We start from the raw sequence: 19,518 nt of genomic DNA on the forward strand, positions 1-19,518 counted from the left end.
CGCGGATGTGCGCGACCGTGTCTTTGCGCGAGTTAGCCATGCCCAAACGTACCGACCTCTCCTCGATCCTGATCATCGGCGCTGGCCCGATCGTCATCGGTCAAGCCTGCGAGTTCGACTATTCGGGCGTCCAGGCCTGCAAGGCGCTGCGCGCCGAAGGCTACCGGATCATCCTGGTCAACTCGAACCCGGCCACGATCATGACCGATCCGGACGTGGCCGACGCGACCTACATCGAGCCGATCACTCCCGACATGGTCGCCAAGATCATCGAGAAGGAGCGTCCCGACGCCCTCCTCCCGACCATGGGCGGCCAGACCGCGCTGAACACCGCCCTCGCCCTCGAGGAAGCCGGCGTCCTCAAGAAGTTCGGCGTCGAGATGATCGGCGCCAAGGCCGAGGTCATCGACAAGGCCGAGGACCGCCAGAAGTTCCGCGACGCCATGGACAAGCTGGGCCTCGAAAGCCCTCGCTCCAAGGCCGCCCACACCATGGACGAGGCCATGGAAGGCCTCGACTTCGTCGGCCTGCCGGCGATCATCCGTCCGTCCTTCACCCTGGCCGGCACCGGCGGCGGCATCGCCTACAACCTCGAAGAGTTCAAGGAGATCGTCGAGCGCGGCCTGGACCTGTCGCCGACCACCGAGGTGCTCATCGAAGAGAGCGTGCTGGGCTGGAAGGAATACGAGATGGAAGTGGTCCGCGACACCGCGGACAACTGCATCATCGTCTGCTCGATCGAGAACATCGACCCGATGGGCGTCCACACCGGCGACTCGATCACCGTCGCCCCGGCCCTGACCCTGACGGACAAGGAATACCAGTGGATGCGCGCGGCCTCGATCGCCGTGCTGCGCGAGATCGGCGTCGAGACCGGCGGTTCGAACGTCCAGTTCGCCCTGAACCCGGCCGACGGCCGCATGGTCGTCATCGAGATGAACCCGCGCGTGTCGCGCTCTTCGGCCCTGGCGTCGAAGGCCACCGGCTTCCCGATCGCCAAGGTCGCCGCGCGCCTGGCCGTCGGCTACACGCTCGACGAACTGCAGAACGACATCACCGGCGGCGCGACCCCGGCCTCGTTCGAGCCGTCGATCGACTACGTCGTCACCAAGATCCCGCGCTTCGCCTTCGAGAAGTACCCGGGCAGCGAGCCCCTGCTGACCACGGCCATGAAGTCGGTCGGCGAGGTGATGGCCATCGGCCGCACCTTCAAGGAAAGCGTCCAGAAGGCCCTGCGCGGCCTGGAAACCGGCCTGGCCGGCTTCGATGAAGTCGAGATCCACGGCGCCGACGACCCCGACACCGGCAAGGCCGCCGTCGTCCGCGCCCTGGGCGTGCCGACCCCCGACCGCCTGCGCGTCATCGCCCAGGCCTTCCGCCACGGCCTGACCGTGGAAGAGGTCAACGCCGCGTGCTCGTACGAGCCGTGGTTCCTGCGCCAGATCGCCGAGATCGTCCGCCAGGAGGGCCTGGTGCGCGCAGGCGGCCTGCCCAAGACCGCCCAAGGCTTCCGCGAACTGAAGGCCCAGGGCTTCTCCGATGCGCGTCTCGCCAAGCTGACCGCCTCGACCGAGAAGGCCGTCCGCGCCGCTCGCCAGGCCCTGAACGTGCGCCCGGTGTTCAAGCGCATCGACAGCTGCGCCGGCGAGTTCCTGGCCTCGACGCCCTACATGTACTCGACCTACGAGTTCGGCGCCCTGGGCCAGATCCCCGAGTGCGAAAGCGAGCCGTCGGGCGCCAGGAAGGCCGTCATCCTGGGCGGGGGTCCCAACCGCATCGGCCAGGGCATCGAGTTCGACTACTGCTGCTGCCACGCCGCCTTCGCGCTCGACCAGATCGGCGTGGAGTCGATCATGGTCAACTGCAATCCCGAGACCGTCTCGACCGACTACGACACCTCCGACCGCCTGTATTTCGAGCCGCTGACGGCTGAGGACGTGCTGGAGCTGCTGCATGTCGAGATGAGCAACGGCGAGCTGGCCGGCGTCATCGTCCAGTTCGGCGGCCAGACCCCGCTGAAGCTTGCCCACGCCCTGGAAGAGGCCGGCGTGCCGATCCTGGGCACCAGCCCCGACGCTATCGACCTGGCCGAGGACCGCGAGCGCTTCCAGCAACTGCTGAACGGACTCGATATCGCCCAGCCGGAAAACGCCATCGCCCGCAGCTGGGACGAGGCCCGCGCCGAAGGCGACAAGATCGGCTTCCCGTTCGTGATGCGTCCGTCCTACGTTCTGGGCGGGCGGGGGATGGAGATCATCCGCGATCACGAGGCCATGGAGCGCTACATCGCCGGCGCCGGCGAGATCTCGCTCGAGCACCCGATCCTGCTCGATCACTATCTGAGCCGCGCCACCGAGGTCGACGTCGACGCCCTGTGCGACGGCGAAAGCGTGTTCGTGGCCGGCGTGCTGGAGCACATCGAGGAAGCCGGCGTCCACTCGGGCGACTCGGCGTGCTCGATGCCGCCCTTCTCGCTGAAGGCCGAGACCATCGAGGAACTGAAGCGCCAGACCGTGCAGATGGCGCTGGCCCTCAACGTGCGCGGCCTGATGAACGTGCAGTTCGCCATCGAGGAGCCGCACAGCGACGCCCCACGCATCTACGTGCTGGAAGTCAATCCGCGCGCCTCGCGCACCGTGCCGTTCGTGGCCAAGACCATCGGGCAGCCGGTGGCCGCCATCGCCGCCAAGCTGATGGCCGGCGCCAAGCTTTCCGAATTCGGCCTGAAGGACGAGCCCTACGACCACATCGCGGTCAAGGAAGCCGTCTTCCCGTTCGCCCGCTTCGCTGGCGTCGACACGGTGCTCGGCCCGGAAATGCGTTCGACCGGCGAGGTCATGGGCCTGGACTGGATCCGTGAGGGCGAAACGGGCCTCGGCCCGGCCTTCGCCCGCGCCTTCGCCAAGAGCCAGCTGGGCGGCGGCGTGAAGCTGCCGACCGCCGGCACGGCGTTCGTGTCGGTCAAGGAAAGCGACCGTCCGTGGATCGTCGAGCCGGTTCGCTTGCTTCAGCAGGCCGGCTTCAAGGTGATCTCCACCGTCGGCACCCGCGCCTACCTCGCCGAGCAAGGCGTCGAGGTCGAGCTGGTCAAGAAGGTGCTGGAAGGCCGCCCCAACATCGTCGACGTGATGAAGAACGGCGGCGTGCAGCTGGTGTTCAACACCACCGAAGGCAAGCAGGCCCTGGAAGACAGCTTCGATATCCGCCGCACGGCGCTGATGATGAAGGTGCCCTACTACACCACCAGCGCCGGCGCCCTCGCCGCCGCCCAGGCCATCTCCTCGGCCCCGGCCGAAGCCCTGGAAGTGCGCCCGCTGCAAAGCTACGCGTAAGTCCTGGCTCGCCTTTCGAGACAGTCAAAGCCGCCCGGAGCGATCCGGGCGGCTTTTTCGTTGGCCGCCCTTGAAAATCCTCCCCCTGAAGGGAGAGGCAGCCCGGAGGGCCGGAGGGGGAAGTTCCTGATGAGGTCAGTTCCTCCCCAAAGGCAGCAAGCACTTCCCCCTCAGTCGCTCCGCGACAGCTCCCCCTTCAGGGGGAGCATCTTGAGAGCCCCCAAACCCAAAGAAACGCCCCTTCTCGCCCTCTCCATCTTGACACAGGCGTCACCCACGGCCATTTGCCGACTCAAGGATTTGCCACGCAGCTGATTTGACATCGATCGGGCCGCCAACGCACAGCGCGCGCCCTGCTTGAAACAGGATGTCATCCTCGCAGCGACAGGTCCCAGCGGTCGTCGGTCCGAAAGATCGACGTTCATGAACGCCGCGCTCGAAGCCGCCGCCCTCCGCTCCTCTTTGCGCGGAGCGTTACCCCGTGGCTTTTCGTGCGTTAGTTCACAGAACGTCGAAAATTTTTTCGCCGATCCTGCTGGTAACCTGGAACACCTGCGCAGCGGGGTCCTAACCCTTGAGGAAGCAGTCGAAGGCCCGAACTCGCGAGGATCGCGGAAGGCCAAGACATGTTGAGGCATTCTCGGCCCGTCCCCCGCCGCAAAGGGGCCGGCGCCGATTTCGGAGAGCTTGATGAGCAACAATTCCACGGCCGAGACCGAAGCGCCCGAAGCCACCGGTGGTGATGGCCCGCTGCTCGACCTGACCGATGCCGGCGTCAAGAAGTTCATCAAGCAGGCGAAAGCCCGCGGCTACGTCACGATGGACGAGCTGAATAAGGTGCTGCCCTCGGAAGAAGTCAGCCCCGACGCCATCGAAGACACGCTGGCCATGCTCAGCGAGATGGGCGTCAACGTCGTCGAGGCCGAGGAAGACGCCGAGAACGCCGAGGGCGGCGAAGTCGCCACCCGCGACGAGAACACCACGGTCATCACCAGCGACAAGCCGGCCGCCTACGACCGCACCGATGACCCCGTGCGCATGTACCTGCGCGAGATGGGCTCGGTCGAGCTGCTGTCGCGCGAAGGCGAAATCGCCATCGCCAAGCGCATCGAGGCCGGCCGCGACACGATGATCCGCGGCCTGTGCGAAAGCGCCCTGACCTTCGAAGCCATCATGGTGTGGCGCGAGGAACTCTCCACCGGCCGCATCCTGCTGCGTGAGGTCATCGACCTGGAAGGCACCTACGCCGCCATCAACGGCGGCGCGGCCCAGCCCGCGGCCGACGACGACGAAGGTCCGGCCGAGCCCGTCGACGACGAAGCCGGCGAAGCCAAGCCCGAGGGCGAAGGCGAGGATGACGACGACTTCGACGACGGCGCCGGCCCGACCGTCAGCGCCATGGAAGGCGAACTGCGCGAAGGCGTCATGGCCATCCTCGACGCCATCGCCAGCGAGTTCGAGACCTTCCGCAAGCTGCAGGACAAGCTGGTCGGCAGCCGCCTGAAGGGCGAGGACCTGAGCGACGCCGATCGCAAGGCTTATGAGGGCCTGTCGGCGACGATCATCCAGCACCTCAAGACGCTGAAGCTGAACAACAACCGCATCGAGGCTCTGGTCGAGCAGCTCTATGCGATCAACAAGCGCCTGATCGGCCTGGAAGGCCGCCTGCTGCGCCTGGCCGACAGCTACGGCATCAGCCGCGCCGAGTTCTTGAAGGCCTATTTCGGCTCCGAACTGAACCCCACCTGGGTCGACCAGGTGAAGGGCATGGGCGTACGCTGGACCAAGTTCGTCGAGAACGACACCAGCTCGGTTTCCGATATCCGTCAGGAGATCGCGGCCCTGGCCACCGAGACCGGCGTGCCGATCGACGACTATCGCCGCATCGTCCAGACCGTGCAGAAGGGCGAGCGCGAAGCCCGTCAGGCCAAGAAGGAAATGGTCGAGGCCAACCTTCGCCTCGTGATCTCGATCGCCAAGAAGTACACCAACCGCGGCCTGCAGTTCCTGGACCTGATCCAGGAAGGCAACATCGGCCTGATGAAGGCCGTCGACAAGTTCGAGTACCGCCGCGGCTACAAGTTCTCGACCTACGCCACCTGGTGGATCCGTCAGGCCATCACCCGCTCGATCGCCGACCAGGCGCGGACCATCCGCATCCCGGTCCACATGATCGAGACGATCAACAAGATCGTCCGCACCAGCCGCCAGATGCTGCACGAGATCGGCCGCGAGCCGACCCCGGAAGAGCTGGCCGAAAAGCTGGCCATGCCGCTGGAAAAGGTGCGCAAGGTCCTGAAGATCGCCAAGGAGCCGATCTCGCTCGAAACGCCGATCGGCGACGAGGAAGACAGCCACCTGGGCGACTTCATCGAGGACAAGAACGCGGTCCTGCCGATCGACGCGGCCATCCAGTCGAACCTGCGGGAAACCACCACCCGCGTGCTCGCTTCCCTGACCCCGCGTGAAGAGCGCGTGCTGCGCATGCGCTTCGGCATCGGCATGAACACCGACCACACGCTGGAAGAAGTCGGCCAGCAGTTCTCGGTGACCCGCGAACGCATCCGTCAGATCGAGGCCAAGGCGCTGCGCAAGCTCAAGCACCCGAGCCGCTCGCGCAAGCTCCGCAGCTTCCTCGACAGCTGATCCAACGACAAACGCCCCGATCCAGGATCGGGGCGTTTTTCTTGTCAGCTGTTCTTCGTGTCGCGGCCGTCCGGCTCTCTGGCCACGCCCTTGAACGCCCCCTCGCTGGACTTTCGCTCCATGAACCGGCCGGAGCGCTCGTCGCGCTTCTGCCAGTCGCCGTTCGAATGTTGAAACTGGGTGCGAGCCGTCACCGCGCCCCGCCGAAATCCGTTACCCGAATTCGTGGCCATGGGCCCCTCCAATGCAGGAACATATTGGCAACATTCTCGAAGAATCGCAGGTTCGTCAAGGGCCTCGCTCGGCGGCTGTTCTTGAGCGAGGAAAAAGGGGCGACCGAAGCCGCCCCTCCCAGTTCGACGGAGCGAGCCGGCCTAGTTGTTGCCGGTCTTGACGTCGGCCGAGCCGGCGCCGTTCGCCGAACCCGAGACGCCGCTGCGCGAGGCCGAGCCCGACAGGCCCAGCGAGCCGGATTGGCCGGCCCCGCCCTTGCTGGTCGAGGCGCTGGACGAGCCCGAACCGTTGGCCGAGCCCGAGGTGCCGTCGCGGCTGATCGAGCCGGCTCCGGTCAGGGCGCCGTCGCCGGTCGCGTCTGTCGAGGCGGCCGCATCGCGGGCGGAACCTGCGGCGTTGCGGGCGATGCTGGTCGCTCGGCCAGCCGCGCCCGCAGCCCGGTCACGCGCCGAACCGGCGGCGCCCTGGGCGCGGGTGGCAGCGTTCGAGGCGGCACCCGAGGCCGTCGAGGTCAGGCCGCTCGCATCGGGCATGCCGACCGAACCCGCGCCGGAGCCCGAACCGGCCAGTGCGCCGGTCAGCTGGCCGGCTGTCGCCGAAGCCGAGCCGGAACCTTCGGCCGAGCCGTCAGCCTTGGTGCTCGAAGCGGTGTTACGAGCCGTCGAGGCCGCGCCTTCGGCGGCGCCGCGGATGCGGCCGGCGGCGTCGCGGGCCTTGCCGCGCACGGTCGAGGTCGTCTCGCCGGCCCGGTCGCGGATCCGGCTGGCGCCGCCGCGGACGCTCGAGCCCAGGCCGCTGGTGTCGGGTGCGGTCAGGCCGCCGCCCAGGCCGCCGGCGCCGCCCAGCTGCCCACCCAGCCCACCCATGCCGCCCGTGAGGCCGCCGGTCAGTCCGCCGCCGCCCGAGCCGCCCAGGATCTGGGCCTGGGCCAGCGGCGCGGTCAGCAGGACAGCGGCCGAAGCGGCGGTGACGAGAAACGAGATCTTACGCATGGGACGTCTCCTGGAGGTCATTTCGCGGGGCGTCTTTTTCGCCTCCTGACCCGTCCAACGACGCCGCCTCCGGCTTTCTTCCATCGCCGCCGAATTTTTTCAGCGACCCGCGTCGACCTCCCCCGCGCCGAACGTCCTGTCCGGCCCCGGCGCGCCCAGATCCCTGGCCTGACGTCCCAGAGCCGCCACCGCCGCCCGGGCCTTGGCCGGATCCGGCGTCGTGGTCAGCCGCGCCAGCCGTCCGGCCACCACGGGCGCGGCGAACGAGGTGCCGCGCAGGCTGGCCTTGCGTCCGCCTGGGGCGGCGGCCCGCACGCCGGCGGCCAGGGCCGCGAACGCCACCTGGCCGTTGGCGCTGGCCTCGGGCAGCGCCCTGCCCTTGCCGTCGATCCCAGTCACCGCCACCACGCCCGGATAGGAGGCCGGATAGAGCGGCGGCGCAGCCGGTCCGTCGTTGCCCACCGCCGCCACCACCAGCACGCCCTGGCCGACCAGCGCCTTCACCGCCGCCCGCAGCGCGGCGTTGTCGGGTCCCACCAGGCTGACATTGACCACCGGGACCTTGGCCGCGCTCATCCAGCCCAGGGCCCCGACGATCGCCGAGGCCGAGCCCCCGGTCGGTCCCGTGCCATAGACGTCGGCCGCCAACAGCCGCGCGCCGGGTCCGGCCGCGCCGTAGTCCCTAGCCGTGATCAGCGAGGCCGCCGCCGTGCCGTGCGCCCCGGCCCTGGGCGCGCCCCTGGCGAAGCCGCGCTGGTCGATGGAAACGCCGCGAAGGTCCGGATGCCCCGTATCGACGCCGCCATCGACCAGCCCAACCCGCGCGCCTTCTGCGGCGCCCACGGCTGGAGCCGTCGCGACCTGTCCCGCCATCTCCACCACGCCGGCGCCGGCGTAGATGTGATTGAAATCGTAGTCGCCGGACGGATCCAGCGCCCGCAGCCGGCGCACCGCCTCGCGAGCGTCCATGCCGCGCGGCGGCGTCAGGGTCACGAGCTCGATCCCCAGGTCGCCGGCCCGTTCGCGTCGCGCCTCGACGAAGCCGGCGGCAAGAACGCGCTGCAAGGACTCGGCGCTGGGCGACACGGCCAGCACCTCGCCGCGCACGACCGGCCGTCCCTGGTCGTCGGGCTCGAGCACGCGCGGATTGGCGCGCAGAAGCGCCGCGAGCCGGTCGAGCCTCGCCAGGTCGCGCACGCCCTGCGTCGCCCGCGCCGTCAGGTCCTCGGCCCCGTCGACCACGTCGGAGACCACCGGCAGCCGGCTGGGCAGCGACGGCAGGCCGCCTGGCAGCAACTGGGCGTCCGCCGCCGGCGCGAGAGCCAGGACGCAGGCCGCGACGACCAGGGCGGGGACTTTCTTCCGCAATGCGATCTCCGAAACTTGCCGCGCGAGAACGATGGCCGGAACCCGCGCAGAGTGGAATAATTATCCGGTTCATGGATTAAACGCCGGAAGCGGCGCGTTTCTTCCCTTAGGCGACGTAGGCGGACCTTGGATTCGTTTCAGAAGGACATGCTGGACCTGCTGCCGCGGCTTCGCCGCATGGCGCGGGTGCTGACCCGGGATCCCGCCGACGCCGACGACCTGACGCAGCTGACCGTGGAACGCGCCCTGGCGCGCCGCGACCAGTGGCGGGAGGGCACGCGACAAGACAGCTGGATGTTTCGGATCATGCGTAACGCCTGGATCGATGAAAGCAGAAGCCGCGCCCGGCATGGCCGCGTCCTGGCGCCGCCCGAGGCCGGCGCGCACGCCGCCGACCCGGCCGCGCCGTCTCTGGACGGTCGCCTGGCCCTGACCGCCGTCGAGGCGGCGCTGGAGGCCCTGCCCGAGGACCAGCGGATCGCCGTGGCCCTGGTGCTGATCGAGGGCCTGTCCTACCAGGAAGCCGCCGACAGTCTCGACATTCCGATGGGAACTCTCACCAGCCGCCTCGCACGCGGCCGCACGGCCCTCCAGGCCGCGCTGATCGACCAAGGAGCCAGGCCATGACCGTGAGCGACGAAGAGGTCTTCGCCTATGTGGACGGCGAACTGCCGCCCGAGGCCATGGCCAGGATCACCGCGGCGATGACCAAGGACCCGGCCCTGGCCGCCAGGATCCAGGCCCAGCGCGACCTGCGCCGACTTCTGTCGGGCGCCCACGCGGGCGTGCTGCGCGAGCCGGTTCCACCCGGCCTGAAAGCCTCGGTCAGCGCCGGAAGCAAGCCGGCCGAGGTGATCGCCTTCCCCCAGCCCAAGCCGAAGGAAAAGTTGAAGGACAAGGCCAAGGTCCACAGGCCCGCAACGCCGATCGCGGGGCGGCCGGCCTTCCGCAAGCCGCCGGCCTGGGCGGCCATGGCCGCGTGCCTGGTGGCGGGCCTGGCGATCGGCCGCCTGGCCCTGCCCTCGCCGCCGACCGCCGATGGCCGCGCCGCCGAGCCGCCCATGGCCGTCGGCCCGCTGGCCCGGGCGCTGGAGGACGGCGCGTCCGCGCAGCAGGCCCAGGGCCCGGTGCGGATCGGCTTGACCTTCAAGAGCCAGGCCGGCCGCTGGTGCCGCACCTTTCAGGGCCAGGACCAGGCGGGCGTCGCCTGCCGAGCCGACGGCGCCTGGCGGGTGCTGGCCTCCTCGCCCGCGACGACGCCCCCCGCCGGCGGCGAGTATCGCCAGGCCGCCTCGGAGACGCCGGCCGCGGTGATGAGCGTGGTCGACGGCATGATCGCCGGCGTCCCGCTGGACGCCGCAGGCGAGGCCCAGGCCCTGAAGAGCAACTGGCGCTGAGTGGATCGGGAGGCGGATAGGGTCGCCGCCTCCTGGAAAGACTAGGGGAAAATCCAGGAGGCGGCGTATCCGCGCCCTTCGCAGGGGGGGACGCGAGGCGGGCGCGGACAATGACCGGAGGACTGCTAGGCCAGAAGGTCCAGCAGGACGCCGGTCATGGCGTCGGCGGTGCGAAGCACCGCGGCGTTGGCGGAGAAGTCGGTTTTCGCCGAGATCTGCTCGACGCGCTCGGCGGCGAGATCCGTCTTGGCCTTGAGGCCTGCATCGCTCCCCACGCGCAGGGCGCTGGCGGCCAAGCGGCCGGCGGCGGCGCCCATGCCCGCGGCGGAGATCGAGAAGGCCTGCATGAACCGTTTCCCCTGTCGTATCGCGAAGCTGACGGGGTTCGGTTAAGCGGATATTCATAAATAGGGTGAATTTCCATCGACCTTACCCAATTATGTAGAGAATTTTTCTCGTTAAGGTTACCAGCGCGACCACTCTGATCGCGGACAAAACGTCACCCCCCAGCAGAGCTTGCTCGACAAGCCCTCCAGCCCTCTGCAAGGTCGCCGGCTCCGCGGATCCGCCGCGCCTGGAATCTGTAAGAATGCCCCTGTCGCGTCGCGCCGCCTGCCTCAGCGCCGCCCTTCTGCTGGTCGCCCAGCCCGCCCTCGCCGCTCCGAAGGACGCCTTCGTCCCCTCGCCCGAAGCGATCCGCGCGCACATGGCCTTCCTGGCCGACGACCTGATGGAGGGCCGCGAGGCCGGCACGCGCGGCTACGACCTGGCCGCCAACTATGTCGCCGCGCAGTTCGCCCTGCTGGGCCTGAAGCCCGCCGGCGACGCTGGATCCTATCTGCAGACCGTGCCGCTGGTGGCGTACCGCCCGGCGAGCGACGGCGTGATCAAGGTTGTCGAGGGCCGTGGCAGGACGGTCCGGCTGGTCTATGGCGAGGACTTCCTGCCCAGCCCTCAGGCCGACAAGGCCGAACTGGCCCTGAACGCGCCGCTGGTGTTCGTCGGCTACGGGATCAGCGCCCCCGAGCGCGGCCGAGACGACTTCGCGGGCCTGGACGTGGCCGGCAAGATCGTCGTGGTGCTGTCGGGCGCGCCAAAGGGCTTCCAGACCGAGGAACGCGCCCACTACGGATCGGCCGGCGTCAAGCGCGCCGAGGCGGCCCGGCGCGGCGCGATCGGCGTGCTGACCCTGGGCACGCCCGCCAGCGAAAAGCGCCGTCCCTTCGCGCGTGGCGTCGCCAGCAACCGTGAATGGCGCATGACCTGGAGCACCCCGGAGGGCGCGCCGTTCGTGCGCGGCGGCGCAGCCCCGGGCCTGGCCTCGATCAGCGTCAAGGGCGGCCAGAAGTTGTTCGGCTCGGCCGCTACGCGGCTGGAGGCCGCCTATGAGGCCGCCGAAACTCCGGACGGCAAGGTCGTGGGCTTCGCCCTGCCGACGTCCGCCAGCCTGGCCCTGAAGAGCCAGATCGAGCAGCGTCGCAGCAGCAACGTCGCCGGCCTGATCGAGGGCTCGGATCCGACGCTGAAGGCGCAGACCATCGTTCTCAGCGCCCACCTCGACCACGAAGGGATCAGGGAGAACCCCAAGCCCGGCGAGGACGCGGTCTATAACGGCGCCCTGGACAATGCGAGCGGCGTCGCCACCCTGCTGGAGGTCGGCCGCGGCTTCATCCAGGCCAAGGACCGGCCCAAGCGCTCTATCCTGCTGCTGGCCGTCACCGCCGAGGAAAAAGGCCTGATCGGCTCGGAATATTTCGCGCACAATCCGACCGTCCCCAGGGCGGACCTGGCCGCCGACGTCAATCTGGACATGCCGGTGCTGCTGTATCCGTTCACCGACGTGGTGGCGTTCGGGGCCGACCGTTCGTCCATCGGTCCGATCGTGGCCAGGGCCGCGGGTCGCGTCGACATCGCCCTGTCGCCCGATCCGATGCCGGAAGAAGGCCTCTTCACCCGCAGCGACCACTATCGCTTCGTCGAGCAAGGCGTGCCCTCGGTGTTCCTGATGACCGGTTTCAAGAACGGCGGCGAGAAGGCCTTCAAGGACTTCCTGACCACGCATTACCACAAGCCCAATGACGACCTGAAGCAGCCGATCGACTACCAGGCCGCCGCCAGGTTCGCCCGGGTCAACTACGAGATCGCCCACGACCTGGCCGACGCCGCCGAGCGCCCGACCTGGAACGCGGGCGACTTCTTCGGCTCGACCTTCGCGCCCAAGGGGCATCCGTCCTCGGCCGCGCGCTGAGCGACCCATTGACCGAAGGGACGGAGGAGCCGATTTTACCCCTTCGTCCTTATCGAGAGGGAATCTGGTGGCCAGCGTGGGCGCGCTCCTGAAGCTCGGCGTGATCACGCCTGTGGCGATGGTCGCCGACGTGTGGCTGGCCCAGAAGCTGTTCCCCGGCTTCGACCCCGGCGCCCAGTTCATCAGCGAGCTGGGCGGACCGGCGGCCCCCACCCCCGAAATCTTCAACCTCGGCATGATGCTGGCCGGCGCGGCGGGCCTGTTCGCCGGGGCCGGCTTCGCCCATGCGCTGGAGAAGGCGGGCGGCCGCCGGCAGGTCTCGGCTTTCGCGGGGCTGTGGGTGGCCATGACGGGCCTGGGGGCCTTGTTCGCCGGCGTCTTCCACTGGCCCGACCCGATGCACAGGGCCTGCGGCGTCGGCCTGGCCATCCAGTTCGCTCCCCTGTTCACCGCCTGGGCCCTGTGGGGCAAGCCTGGCTACCGGCGGCTGGCGCACTTTTCGCTGGGCTGGTTCTTCGGCCTGCTGCTGGTGCTGGCCCTGCTGACGGGCGTGTGGAACGTGCGCACGGGCAATGACGTCGGCTTCTGGCAGCGAGGGCACGCGTTCCTGGGCCTCCTGTGGCTGGGCATCGCCGCCTGGAGCCTGGAACGCGGCTGGCGGGCCAAGCCGGCGGAACTGGAGCCGGCGACGGCTTAGGCGGCTTGCGGCCAACTTCCCTCCCCTTCAAGGAGGATCTGGCGCTACGAACCTCCCCCAGAAGGCGAGCCTCGAAGGACGCACGGCTTCGCAGCCTCGCGCTTTCGCTGCGATGGTGATCGGAGAGGGCGCGGGGCGTCCGGGCCTCGCCCGGATGTGTTTGTTCTAAGTACCGTTTCGACGAAGCAGAACGCCCCGCGCGATCGTTTGTCCTCAGGCCGGGGCGCGCGGGCCTCTTCCGCCCTGTGCCCCTTCCCCATGCAATGCGCCCCGTTTCTTGACAGCCAGGCGTGCATGGCGGCGCGAACCCTTGGACGGGCGGGAGCCTAGTCAGGCAAGCTCCCGATGGACGGGTTTACGTCCCCCATCCTCATTTAAGCCTTCAGGCCCGGCTCACGCCGCTCCTTCAGCCCCGCTCGATCGCATCCACGTCGCCGCGTCGGGCCGGATCCTTGCGCCCTCTCCCTGCGACGGGACCCAATGATTATGCGGCGGGTTTGAGCGCGTCTGATCCAGGCGCATGAGAAAGTTGCAAGGTGTTGATCACGTTCAGGACTTTTCGCCGAACGCCGGGGATCCACGCTGCTCTATCCCCATAACCAGGGAACCTTCCCCCTTAGGCCAGGGTCACGAACAGCTCGTTCTCGATCACCCACTGGCCGGCGACCTTGCGCCAGGTGGCCAGGTAGGCGCCGCTCTGGGTCGCCCCCTCGCCTTTCCAGGTTCCGATCCAGCGGCCGCGTTCCGCGGCGCGGACGCCGTCGGCGTCGAGTTCGATCAGGTCGCTGGTGCGGGCGTAGGAGACGAAGTCGCGGTCGGCGAACTGGGCGGCGAAGGCCTCGATAATCTGGTCGCGGCCCAGCAGCAGCGAGCCGTCGCCGGCGATCACCTTGGCGTCGGCGCTAAAGAACGGGACGAGGCGGCCAGCGTCCTTGCCGGCGATCAGCCGGTTGGTGAGCTTGCGACGGGCGGCGACGGCGTCCTGCGGCGCGATCATGAACTGGCGGGTCCCTTCTTTGCAAAGGTGGATATAGGCTGGCCAGACCCGCCTCAGCAAACCCGGACTCCGATGCCGCCGCTCGACGACCTCGCCGCCCGCGCCTCTTCCCTGCCCGTCCTGGCGACGCCTCGCCTGACCCTGCGCCCGCCGCAAGCCTCGGACTTCGAGGACAGCGTGGCCATGTGGTGCGAGCCGGAGGTCTATCGCTATGTCGGCGGCCGCGCCTCGACTCGCGAGGAAAGCTGGGCGCGGCTGCTGCGGGCGCGGGGCCTGTGGGCCCTGCTCGGCTACGGCTATTGGGCGGTGCGGGAGACCGCGACGGGGCGATATGTGGGCGAGGTCGGCTTCGCCGATTTCCACCGCGACATCGCGCCCTCGTTCGAAGGCGTGCCAGAGATGGGCTGGGTGCTGGCTAGCTGGTCGCACGGCCAGGGCTTCGGAACCGAGGCGGTCAGCGCGGGTCTGGCCTGGGGCGAGCGCCAGTGGGGTAAGGACCCGGTAGTCTGCATCATCCACCCCGACAACGCCCCCTCCCTGGCCCTGGCGGCCAGGACCGGCTTCGTCGAGGAAACCCGGACGACCTACAAGGAAAGCCCGACGGTGCTGCTGCGGCGGGGGTGAGCGGGGTTAGCGGTTCTCAGCGCCGTCAACCGTCGTCATCCCGGCCGAAGCGCAGCGAAGAGCCGGGACCCAGGGGTCGCCGCAATGCATTGGCTACCGCCCGGGTGCTCAATCAATCCGCCGAGCCCAGTCCCCTGGGTCCCGGATAAGCGCTTCGCGCTTTCCGGGATGACGAGCCTGGAGGACTCCGAAAAGCCTGGGTCCCCGCTTTCGCGGGGATTTTACGGAAGAGAGGGCGAGGCGGGCAGCATTCGCTCCCCCGCCCTCTTAAGCCGCCTGCAACTGCTGCTTGACGCGTTCGGCCAGGGTCTTGATGTCGATCGGCTTGGGCAGGAAGGTCACGCCCGTCTCGCCTTCCAGCAGGTCGCTGAACTCGGCCTCGGCATAGCCGGAAATGAACATCACCGGGGCGTTGCCCAGATAGCCGCGAGCCTTCTTCAGCAGGGTCGGGCCGTCGATGCCGGGCATGATGACGTCACTGATCAAGAGGTCGATCTGGCCGGCGTTCTCCTCGGCGATGATCAGCGCCTCCTCGCCGTCGCTGGCCTCGAGCACCTCGTAGCCGCGGGCGCGCAGCAGGCGGGCGGCGACGCCGCGCACGGCGTCCTCGTCCTCGACGAACAGGATGCGGCCGGCGCCCGACAGGTCGCGGGCGGCGCGGGGCTTGGGCGGTTCGGCGACCGCGACGGCCGCGGCGGCGGCCTGGGCCGGGGTCGGCTCGTGGACGGGCAGGAAGATGCGGAAGGCCGCGCCCTCGCCCGGACGGCTATGGACGTGGATCCAGCCGTCGCTCTGCTTGACGATGCCGTAGACGGTGGCCAGGCCCAGGCCCGTGCCCTCGCCCACCGGCTTGGTGGTGAAGAACGGGTCGAAGATCTTGCCCATGACCTCGGGCGGGATGCCGGGGCCGTCGTCGCTGACCTCGATGAACGCCTGGTCGCCCTCGGCGCCGGGGAAGCCCAGGCTGCGCGCCTCGTCCTCGTTGAGACGGGCGGTGCGGATGCGCACGACGCCGCCCCCCTTGGCCGCACGCACGGCGTCGCGGGCATTGACGGCAAGGTTCATGACCGCCGTCTCGAGCTGGCTCTTGTCGGCGCGCACCTGCGGCAGGTCGCGGCCGTAGTCGGTGATCAGCTTGACGTCTTCGCGCAGCAGGCGGCGCAGCAGGACCTCGAACTCGGAGATCAGCTCGCCCAGCTCCAGCACCTCGCGCTGGACGGTCTGCTTGCGCGAGAAGGCCAGCAGCTTGCGGACGAGGTCGGCGGCGCGCACGCCGGTCTGGCGGATCTCGTTGAGGCCTTCGTAGGAAGGATCGCCGACCGGGTGGCGGTGCAGCAGTTCGTCCAGGCGCAGCTGGATGGCGGTCAGCAGGTTGTTGAAGTCGTGGGCGACGCCGCCGGCAAGCTGGCCGATGGCCTGCATCTTCTGGGCCTGGGCCAGCTGCAGCTCGATCTGCTTCTGCTCGGAGACGTCGATCAGATAGGCCACGAGGCGGCCGTCGGCGCGATAGAGGTAGAGATGGGCGATGCGCGAGGGATCGCGGGCCAGGCGCACCTCGAACGGCCCGGCCTTGCCTTCGGCCAGCCGGGTCTCGGCCTCGGCGCGCGAGGGCGGGTCGATCAGCTCGCCAAGGGCCATGCCGGGACGCACCGCGCCGGCCATGGCCGACAGGGCCGGATTGGCTTCCAGCACCTTCGAGTTGAAGGGGTCCAGCCCCTCCAGCAGGGCCGCGCCGAACGGCGAGGCGCCGGAGAAGGCGTCGAGCGCGCGCGGCGGCGGGGCGGCCTGGGCGACGACGGGAGCAACCGGCGGCAGGGGCGCGGCGACGGGCTCGACCACGGCCGGCAGGCGGACCAACAGGCGACCGCCGGCCACGCGGGCGGCCAGGGCGACGCGATCCTGGCCGGCGACCACGACCACGCCCTCGGCGGCCTCGCCCTTGCGGGCGCGGACCAGGGCCGAGAACAGCGAGGCGTCCTTGGGCAGGCGCCGGGCCTCGCCCAGGGTGTCGCGCCAGGCCTGGTTGGAGACCAGGATGCGGCCGTCGGCGGCGGTAAGGGCCGCAGGCTCGCCCAGGGCGTCGATGAAGCTGTCGACCACGTCGACGCCGTTGTCGTGCGCGGCAGAGGCGCGGATGGCCACCAGGCCCAGGATCGCTACGCCCGCAACACCGGCCAGCAGCAGCAGGCCCGCCAGGGTGGCGGGGCCGGCGCGCAAGGCCGGCGCCGTGGCGAAGCCTGCGGCTAGAACGAAGAAAATGGCCGCGCCCCAGATCAGGGGGTCGGCGCGGCGGCGGGTGGCCGTCATGTCTTTCGCGGGCGTCTCGGCCATGCCGACCGAAATCCTTCTACAACCTGGTCGGGAGAGAGGCCCGACGATTCGTCCGGTAAGGATACTCCTTACGCGGCGCTAGAGCGCGTTTATCAAGCAGGTCGCTGATTCTACGGCGGAAATGTGATTTCCCGGCTGATCCCTACAAGGATCAATCGGCCCACGCGCGGCGCTTGGACTGCTTGTTGCCGAGCACGAAGCCGATGACCTTGGCGACGGCCTCGAAGTGTTCGGCGGGGATCTGCTGGTCGATCTCGACGGCGGCGTAGAGGGCGCGGGCCAGCGGCGGATCCTCCAGCACGTGGACGCCCGCCTCCTCGGCCACGGCGCGGATCTTCAGGGCGAGGTCGTCGAGGCCCTTGGCCACGCAGATCGGGGCCGGGGTCTCGCCCTGCTCGTACTTCAGCGCCACGGCGTAGTGGGTCGGGTTCATGACGACGACGGTCGCCTGGGGCACGGCCTGCATCATCCGCTGGCGCGAGCGCTGCATCTGGATCTGGCGGCGCTTGGCCTTGATGTGCGGGTCGCCGTCGCTGTCCTTGTGCTCGTCCTTGATCTCCTTGAGGCTCATCCGCATGCGCTTGTTGAAGCGCAGGCGCTGCCAGAACCAGTCGAAGCCGGCGGTGACGACCAGGAAGATCAGCACGGCCCAGAACAGCTTCTTGCAGAGGTCCACGGCCAGCGGGAGCATGGCGGCCGGGTCCATGCCGACCAGGCCGATCACCATGTTGGCGTCGGGCTTGAGCAAGAACCAGGCGATGACGCCGGTGACCAGGAACTTCAGGGCCGACTTGGCGAACTGCATCATGCCGTCCGGCCCGAAGATCCGGCCCAGGCCCTTGATCGGGTCGAGCTTCTTGAAGTCGGGCTTCATCTTCTCGGCCGAGAACAGGAAGCCCGACTGGGCGACATTGGCGGCTGCGCCCATCAGGCCCGAGACGACCATCACCAGCACCAGCGGCGGCAGGGCGGCCAGCAGCACCTTGCGGGCGATCATGTTGGCGCCGCCCTCGACGTCCATCTGGCCGGCGTGGGCGATGAAAGGCACCAGGGCCTGGACCATGTCGCGGGCCAGCCAGCCGCCGGCGATGGCGATGACGCCGAACGCCCCGGCCAGCGAGGCCAGCTGCGAGAAGTCCTGACTTTTGGGAACGTCGCCTTTCTTCCGGGCGTCCGAAAGTTTCTTGGCTGTTGGTTCTTCTGTCTTCGAGTCGTCGTCGCTTTCGCCGGCCATGGTGCGCTCCTAGTTGAAGACGCCGAGCAGATCGCGATAGCGATCGCTCCACACCATGGCGATGCCGCCCAGGGACAGGGCCAGCAGCGAAAGGCCCAGGATCACGCTGAGCGGCGAGGTGACGAAGAAGATCTGGAACGAGGGCATGACCCGGCCCACCAGGCCGGTCGCCAGGTTGAAGACGATCGAGAACACGATGACCGGCGCGGCCAGCTGGACGCCGAGCATGAAGCTCTGCGCCACCGTGCGCACGGCCAGGGCGGCGGCGTCGTTGACCGGCACGGTCTTGGTGAACGGGAAGAGTTCGTAGGACCTGGCCATGGCGCCGATGAACAGGTGATGCAGGTCGGTGGCCATGACCAGGGTCAGGCCCAGCATCGACAGGAAGGTGGCGATGGCGGTGCTGGACGGCGCGCCGGCCGGGTTGGTGGTCTGGGCGAACGACAGGGTGGTCTGCAGCGAGATGATCTCGCCGGCCGTGGTCAGGGCGCTCATGAACAGCTTCAGCACCGCGCCGATCATCAGGCCGATCAGGATCTCGTGGATCACCTGGCCGGCGAGGCCGCCGAGCGTGGTGGGCAGCGGGCCGACGGTCTTGGCGACCACGGGGGTCAGGACGACGGCGATCAGCAGGGCGAAGGCCAGGCGGATGCGCGGCGGCACGGCCTGCTCGCCGATGCCGGGCATCAGCATGACCATGGCCCCGATCCGGGCGAAGACCAGACCGGCGACGTAGACCTGAGCGGTCGTCGCGAAGCTGTCCACGCCCCGCCCTTCCCTACATCGCCGCGATGCGGGCGGCGATCTGGCGCATGAAGCCAGACATCAGCGCGCCCATCAGCGGCAGGAACAGCAGCAGCGAGATGAAGATGGCCACGATCTTGGGCGCATAGACCAGGGTGGCTTCCTGGATCTGGGTCAGGGCCTGGAACAGGCCGATGGCGACGCCGACCACCAGGCCGACGATCAGCACGGGCGCGCAAAGCTGCAGGGTCAGCCAGATCGCGTCGCGACCCACGTCGAGGACTTCGGCTCCGGTCATGAACGGGCTTTCTGCGTACGCTCTGGTCGGTTTGGTGTGAGGCGCACCCTGCGCCCGACATGGTTAACAGGGAGTTAGGGACTGTTAACATGCCCCCGGTGCGTCACCGCGCCGCAGAGGTGACGTAACGGCGCCTCGCATTAGAGCCTGCTTGGTTTAAATTGACGCATACCCAGCATGGCGGATGTAGTTTGCACATTCGGCTGCGGTGAAGAGGTCGAGAAGGGAGCCGATGCGGCGCCAGACAGTCTCGATAGAGCGCTCATCGGCCTTGCGCAGCTGGGTCTTGAGCTTTGCGAAGACCTGCTCGATCGGATTGAGGTCGGGACTGTAGGGCGGCAGGAACAGCAGGTGGGCGTGGGCCTGGCGGATGGCT

The 19,518-nt window shown here is 68.8% G+C and carries 17 protein-coding genes; 7 read left to right on the top strand and 10 right to left on the bottom strand.

The features are described 5' to 3' along the window. Positions 1-38 precede the first annotated feature (38 nt). On the top strand, positions 39-3,332 hold the full coding sequence (carB, locus tag DDF67_RS03675; RefSeq protein ID WP_109099591.1) for a carbamoyl-phosphate synthase large subunit: 3,294 nt from the start codon (positions 39-41) through the stop codon (positions 3,330-3,332). Positions 3,333-4,022: 690 nt separating this feature from the next. Then, positions 4,023-5,978 carry an RNA polymerase sigma factor RpoD gene (gene rpoD / locus DDF67_RS03680; protein ID WP_109099592.1) on the top strand — a complete coding sequence of 652 codons (1,956 nt, stop codon included), beginning with the start codon at positions 4,023-4,025 and terminating at the stop codon, positions 5,976-5,978. Positions 5,979-6,022: 44 nt separating this feature from the next. Here rpoD and DDF67_RS03685 read toward each other — a convergent pair whose 3' ends face one another. The 3 genes from DDF67_RS03685 to DDF67_RS03700 all read right to left on the bottom strand — a co-directional run bounded on the left by DDF67_RS03685 (position 6,023) and on the right by DDF67_RS03700 (position 8,572). Next, entirely contained in the window at positions 6,023-6,211 is a 189-nt protein-coding gene (locus tag DDF67_RS03685; protein ID WP_109099593.1) for a hypothetical protein, read from the bottom strand. Between the two features lie 141 nt (positions 6,212-6,352). Continuing rightward, positions 6,353-7,204, bottom strand: a complete 852-nt coding sequence (locus DDF67_RS03690) for a hypothetical protein (RefSeq protein ID WP_146197948.1) — start codon at positions 7,202-7,204, stop codon at positions 6,353-6,355. A gap of 99 nt (positions 7,205-7,303) precedes the next feature. Further along, positions 7,304-8,572: a S8 family serine peptidase gene (locus DDF67_RS03700; RefSeq protein WP_109099596.1), complete on the bottom strand. Its 1,269-nt coding sequence runs from the start codon at positions 8,570-8,572 to the stop codon at positions 7,304-7,306. Positions 8,573-8,698: 126 nt separating this feature from the next. Here DDF67_RS03700 and DDF67_RS03705 point away from each other — a divergent pair, with 126 nt between their 5' ends. Continuing rightward, the gene (locus DDF67_RS03705; protein ID WP_199229144.1) at positions 8,699-9,199 is read left to right on the top strand and encodes a sigma-70 family RNA polymerase sigma factor; all 501 of its coding nucleotides are present in this window, start codon (positions 8,699-8,701) and stop codon (positions 9,197-9,199) included. Next, positions 9,196-9,969 (top strand): anti-sigma factor, encoded by a 774-nt coding sequence (locus DDF67_RS03710; RefSeq protein ID WP_109099598.1) that lies wholly within the window; start codon positions 9,196-9,198, stop codon positions 9,967-9,969. Before DDF67_RS03705 ends, DDF67_RS03710 begins: the two co-directional genes overlap by 4 nt. Positions 9,970-10,094: 125 nt before the next feature. On the opposite strand, the gene DDF67_RS03715 is transcribed toward DDF67_RS03710, so the two are convergent. After that, the gene (locus DDF67_RS03715) at positions 10,095-10,316 is read right to left on the bottom strand and encodes a hypothetical protein (RefSeq protein ID WP_109099599.1); all 222 of its coding nucleotides are present in this window, start codon (positions 10,314-10,316) and stop codon (positions 10,095-10,097) included. A gap of 242 nt (positions 10,317-10,558) precedes the next feature. On the opposite strand from DDF67_RS03715, the gene DDF67_RS03720 reads away from it, so the two are divergent. Both DDF67_RS03720 and DDF67_RS03725 read left to right on the top strand, forming a co-directional pair. After that, positions 10,559-12,217 carry a M28 family peptidase gene (locus DDF67_RS03720; RefSeq protein ID WP_109099600.1) on the top strand — a complete coding sequence of 553 codons (1,659 nt, stop codon included), beginning with the start codon at positions 10,559-10,561 and terminating at the stop codon, positions 12,215-12,217. A gap of 67 nt (positions 12,218-12,284) precedes the next feature. Then, entirely contained in the window at positions 12,285-12,914 is a 630-nt protein-coding gene (locus tag DDF67_RS03725) for a DUF998 domain-containing protein (RefSeq protein WP_408608565.1), read from the top strand. A gap of 616 nt (positions 12,915-13,530) precedes the next feature. On the opposite strand, the gene DDF67_RS03730 is transcribed toward DDF67_RS03725, so the two are convergent. After that, positions 13,531-13,911, bottom strand: a complete 381-nt coding sequence (locus tag DDF67_RS03730) for a YybH family protein (RefSeq protein WP_109099601.1) — start codon at positions 13,909-13,911, stop codon at positions 13,531-13,533. Positions 13,912-13,983: 72 nt separating this feature from the next. Between DDF67_RS03730 and DDF67_RS03735 the strand changes: the two genes are divergently transcribed. Beyond that, complete coding sequence (locus tag DDF67_RS03735) at positions 13,984-14,535, top strand: GNAT family N-acetyltransferase (RefSeq protein ID WP_109099602.1); 552 nt, start codon at positions 13,984-13,986, stop codon at positions 14,533-14,535. Positions 14,536-14,802: 267 nt separating this feature from the next. Here DDF67_RS03735 and cckA read toward each other — a convergent pair whose 3' ends face one another. The 5 genes from cckA to DDF67_RS03760 all read right to left on the bottom strand — a co-directional run. After that, a complete protein-coding gene (cckA, locus tag DDF67_RS03740) occupies positions 14,803-16,866 on the bottom strand; it encodes a cell cycle histidine kinase CckA (RefSeq protein WP_109099603.1) in 2,064 nt (687 codons plus the stop codon). A 151-nt stretch (positions 16,867-17,017) separates the two neighbouring features. Next, positions 17,018-18,100 carry a flagellar biosynthesis protein FlhB gene (gene flhB / locus DDF67_RS03745; protein ID WP_109099604.1) on the bottom strand — a complete coding sequence of 361 codons (1,083 nt, stop codon included), beginning with the start codon at positions 18,098-18,100 and terminating at the stop codon, positions 17,018-17,020. 9 nt (positions 18,101-18,109) lie between these two features. Continuing rightward, positions 18,110-18,865 carry a flagellar biosynthetic protein FliR gene (fliR, locus tag DDF67_RS03750; protein WP_109099605.1) on the bottom strand — a complete coding sequence of 252 codons (756 nt, stop codon included), beginning with the start codon at positions 18,863-18,865 and terminating at the stop codon, positions 18,110-18,112. 13 nt (positions 18,866-18,878) lie between these two features. After that, the gene (gene fliQ, locus DDF67_RS03755; protein WP_058349392.1) at positions 18,879-19,142 is read right to left on the bottom strand and encodes a flagellar biosynthesis protein FliQ; all 264 of its coding nucleotides are present in this window, start codon (positions 19,140-19,142) and stop codon (positions 18,879-18,881) included. 156 nt (positions 19,143-19,298) lie between these two features. Beyond that, positions 19,299-19,518 (bottom strand): transposase (locus DDF67_RS03760; RefSeq protein WP_199229145.1); only part of this gene is annotated, 220 nt, incomplete at its 5' end.

It is taken from the genome of Caulobacter endophyticus, assembly GCF_003116815.1.
GTDB lineage: Bacteria > Pseudomonadota > Alphaproteobacteria > Caulobacterales > Caulobacteraceae > Caulobacter > Caulobacter endophyticus.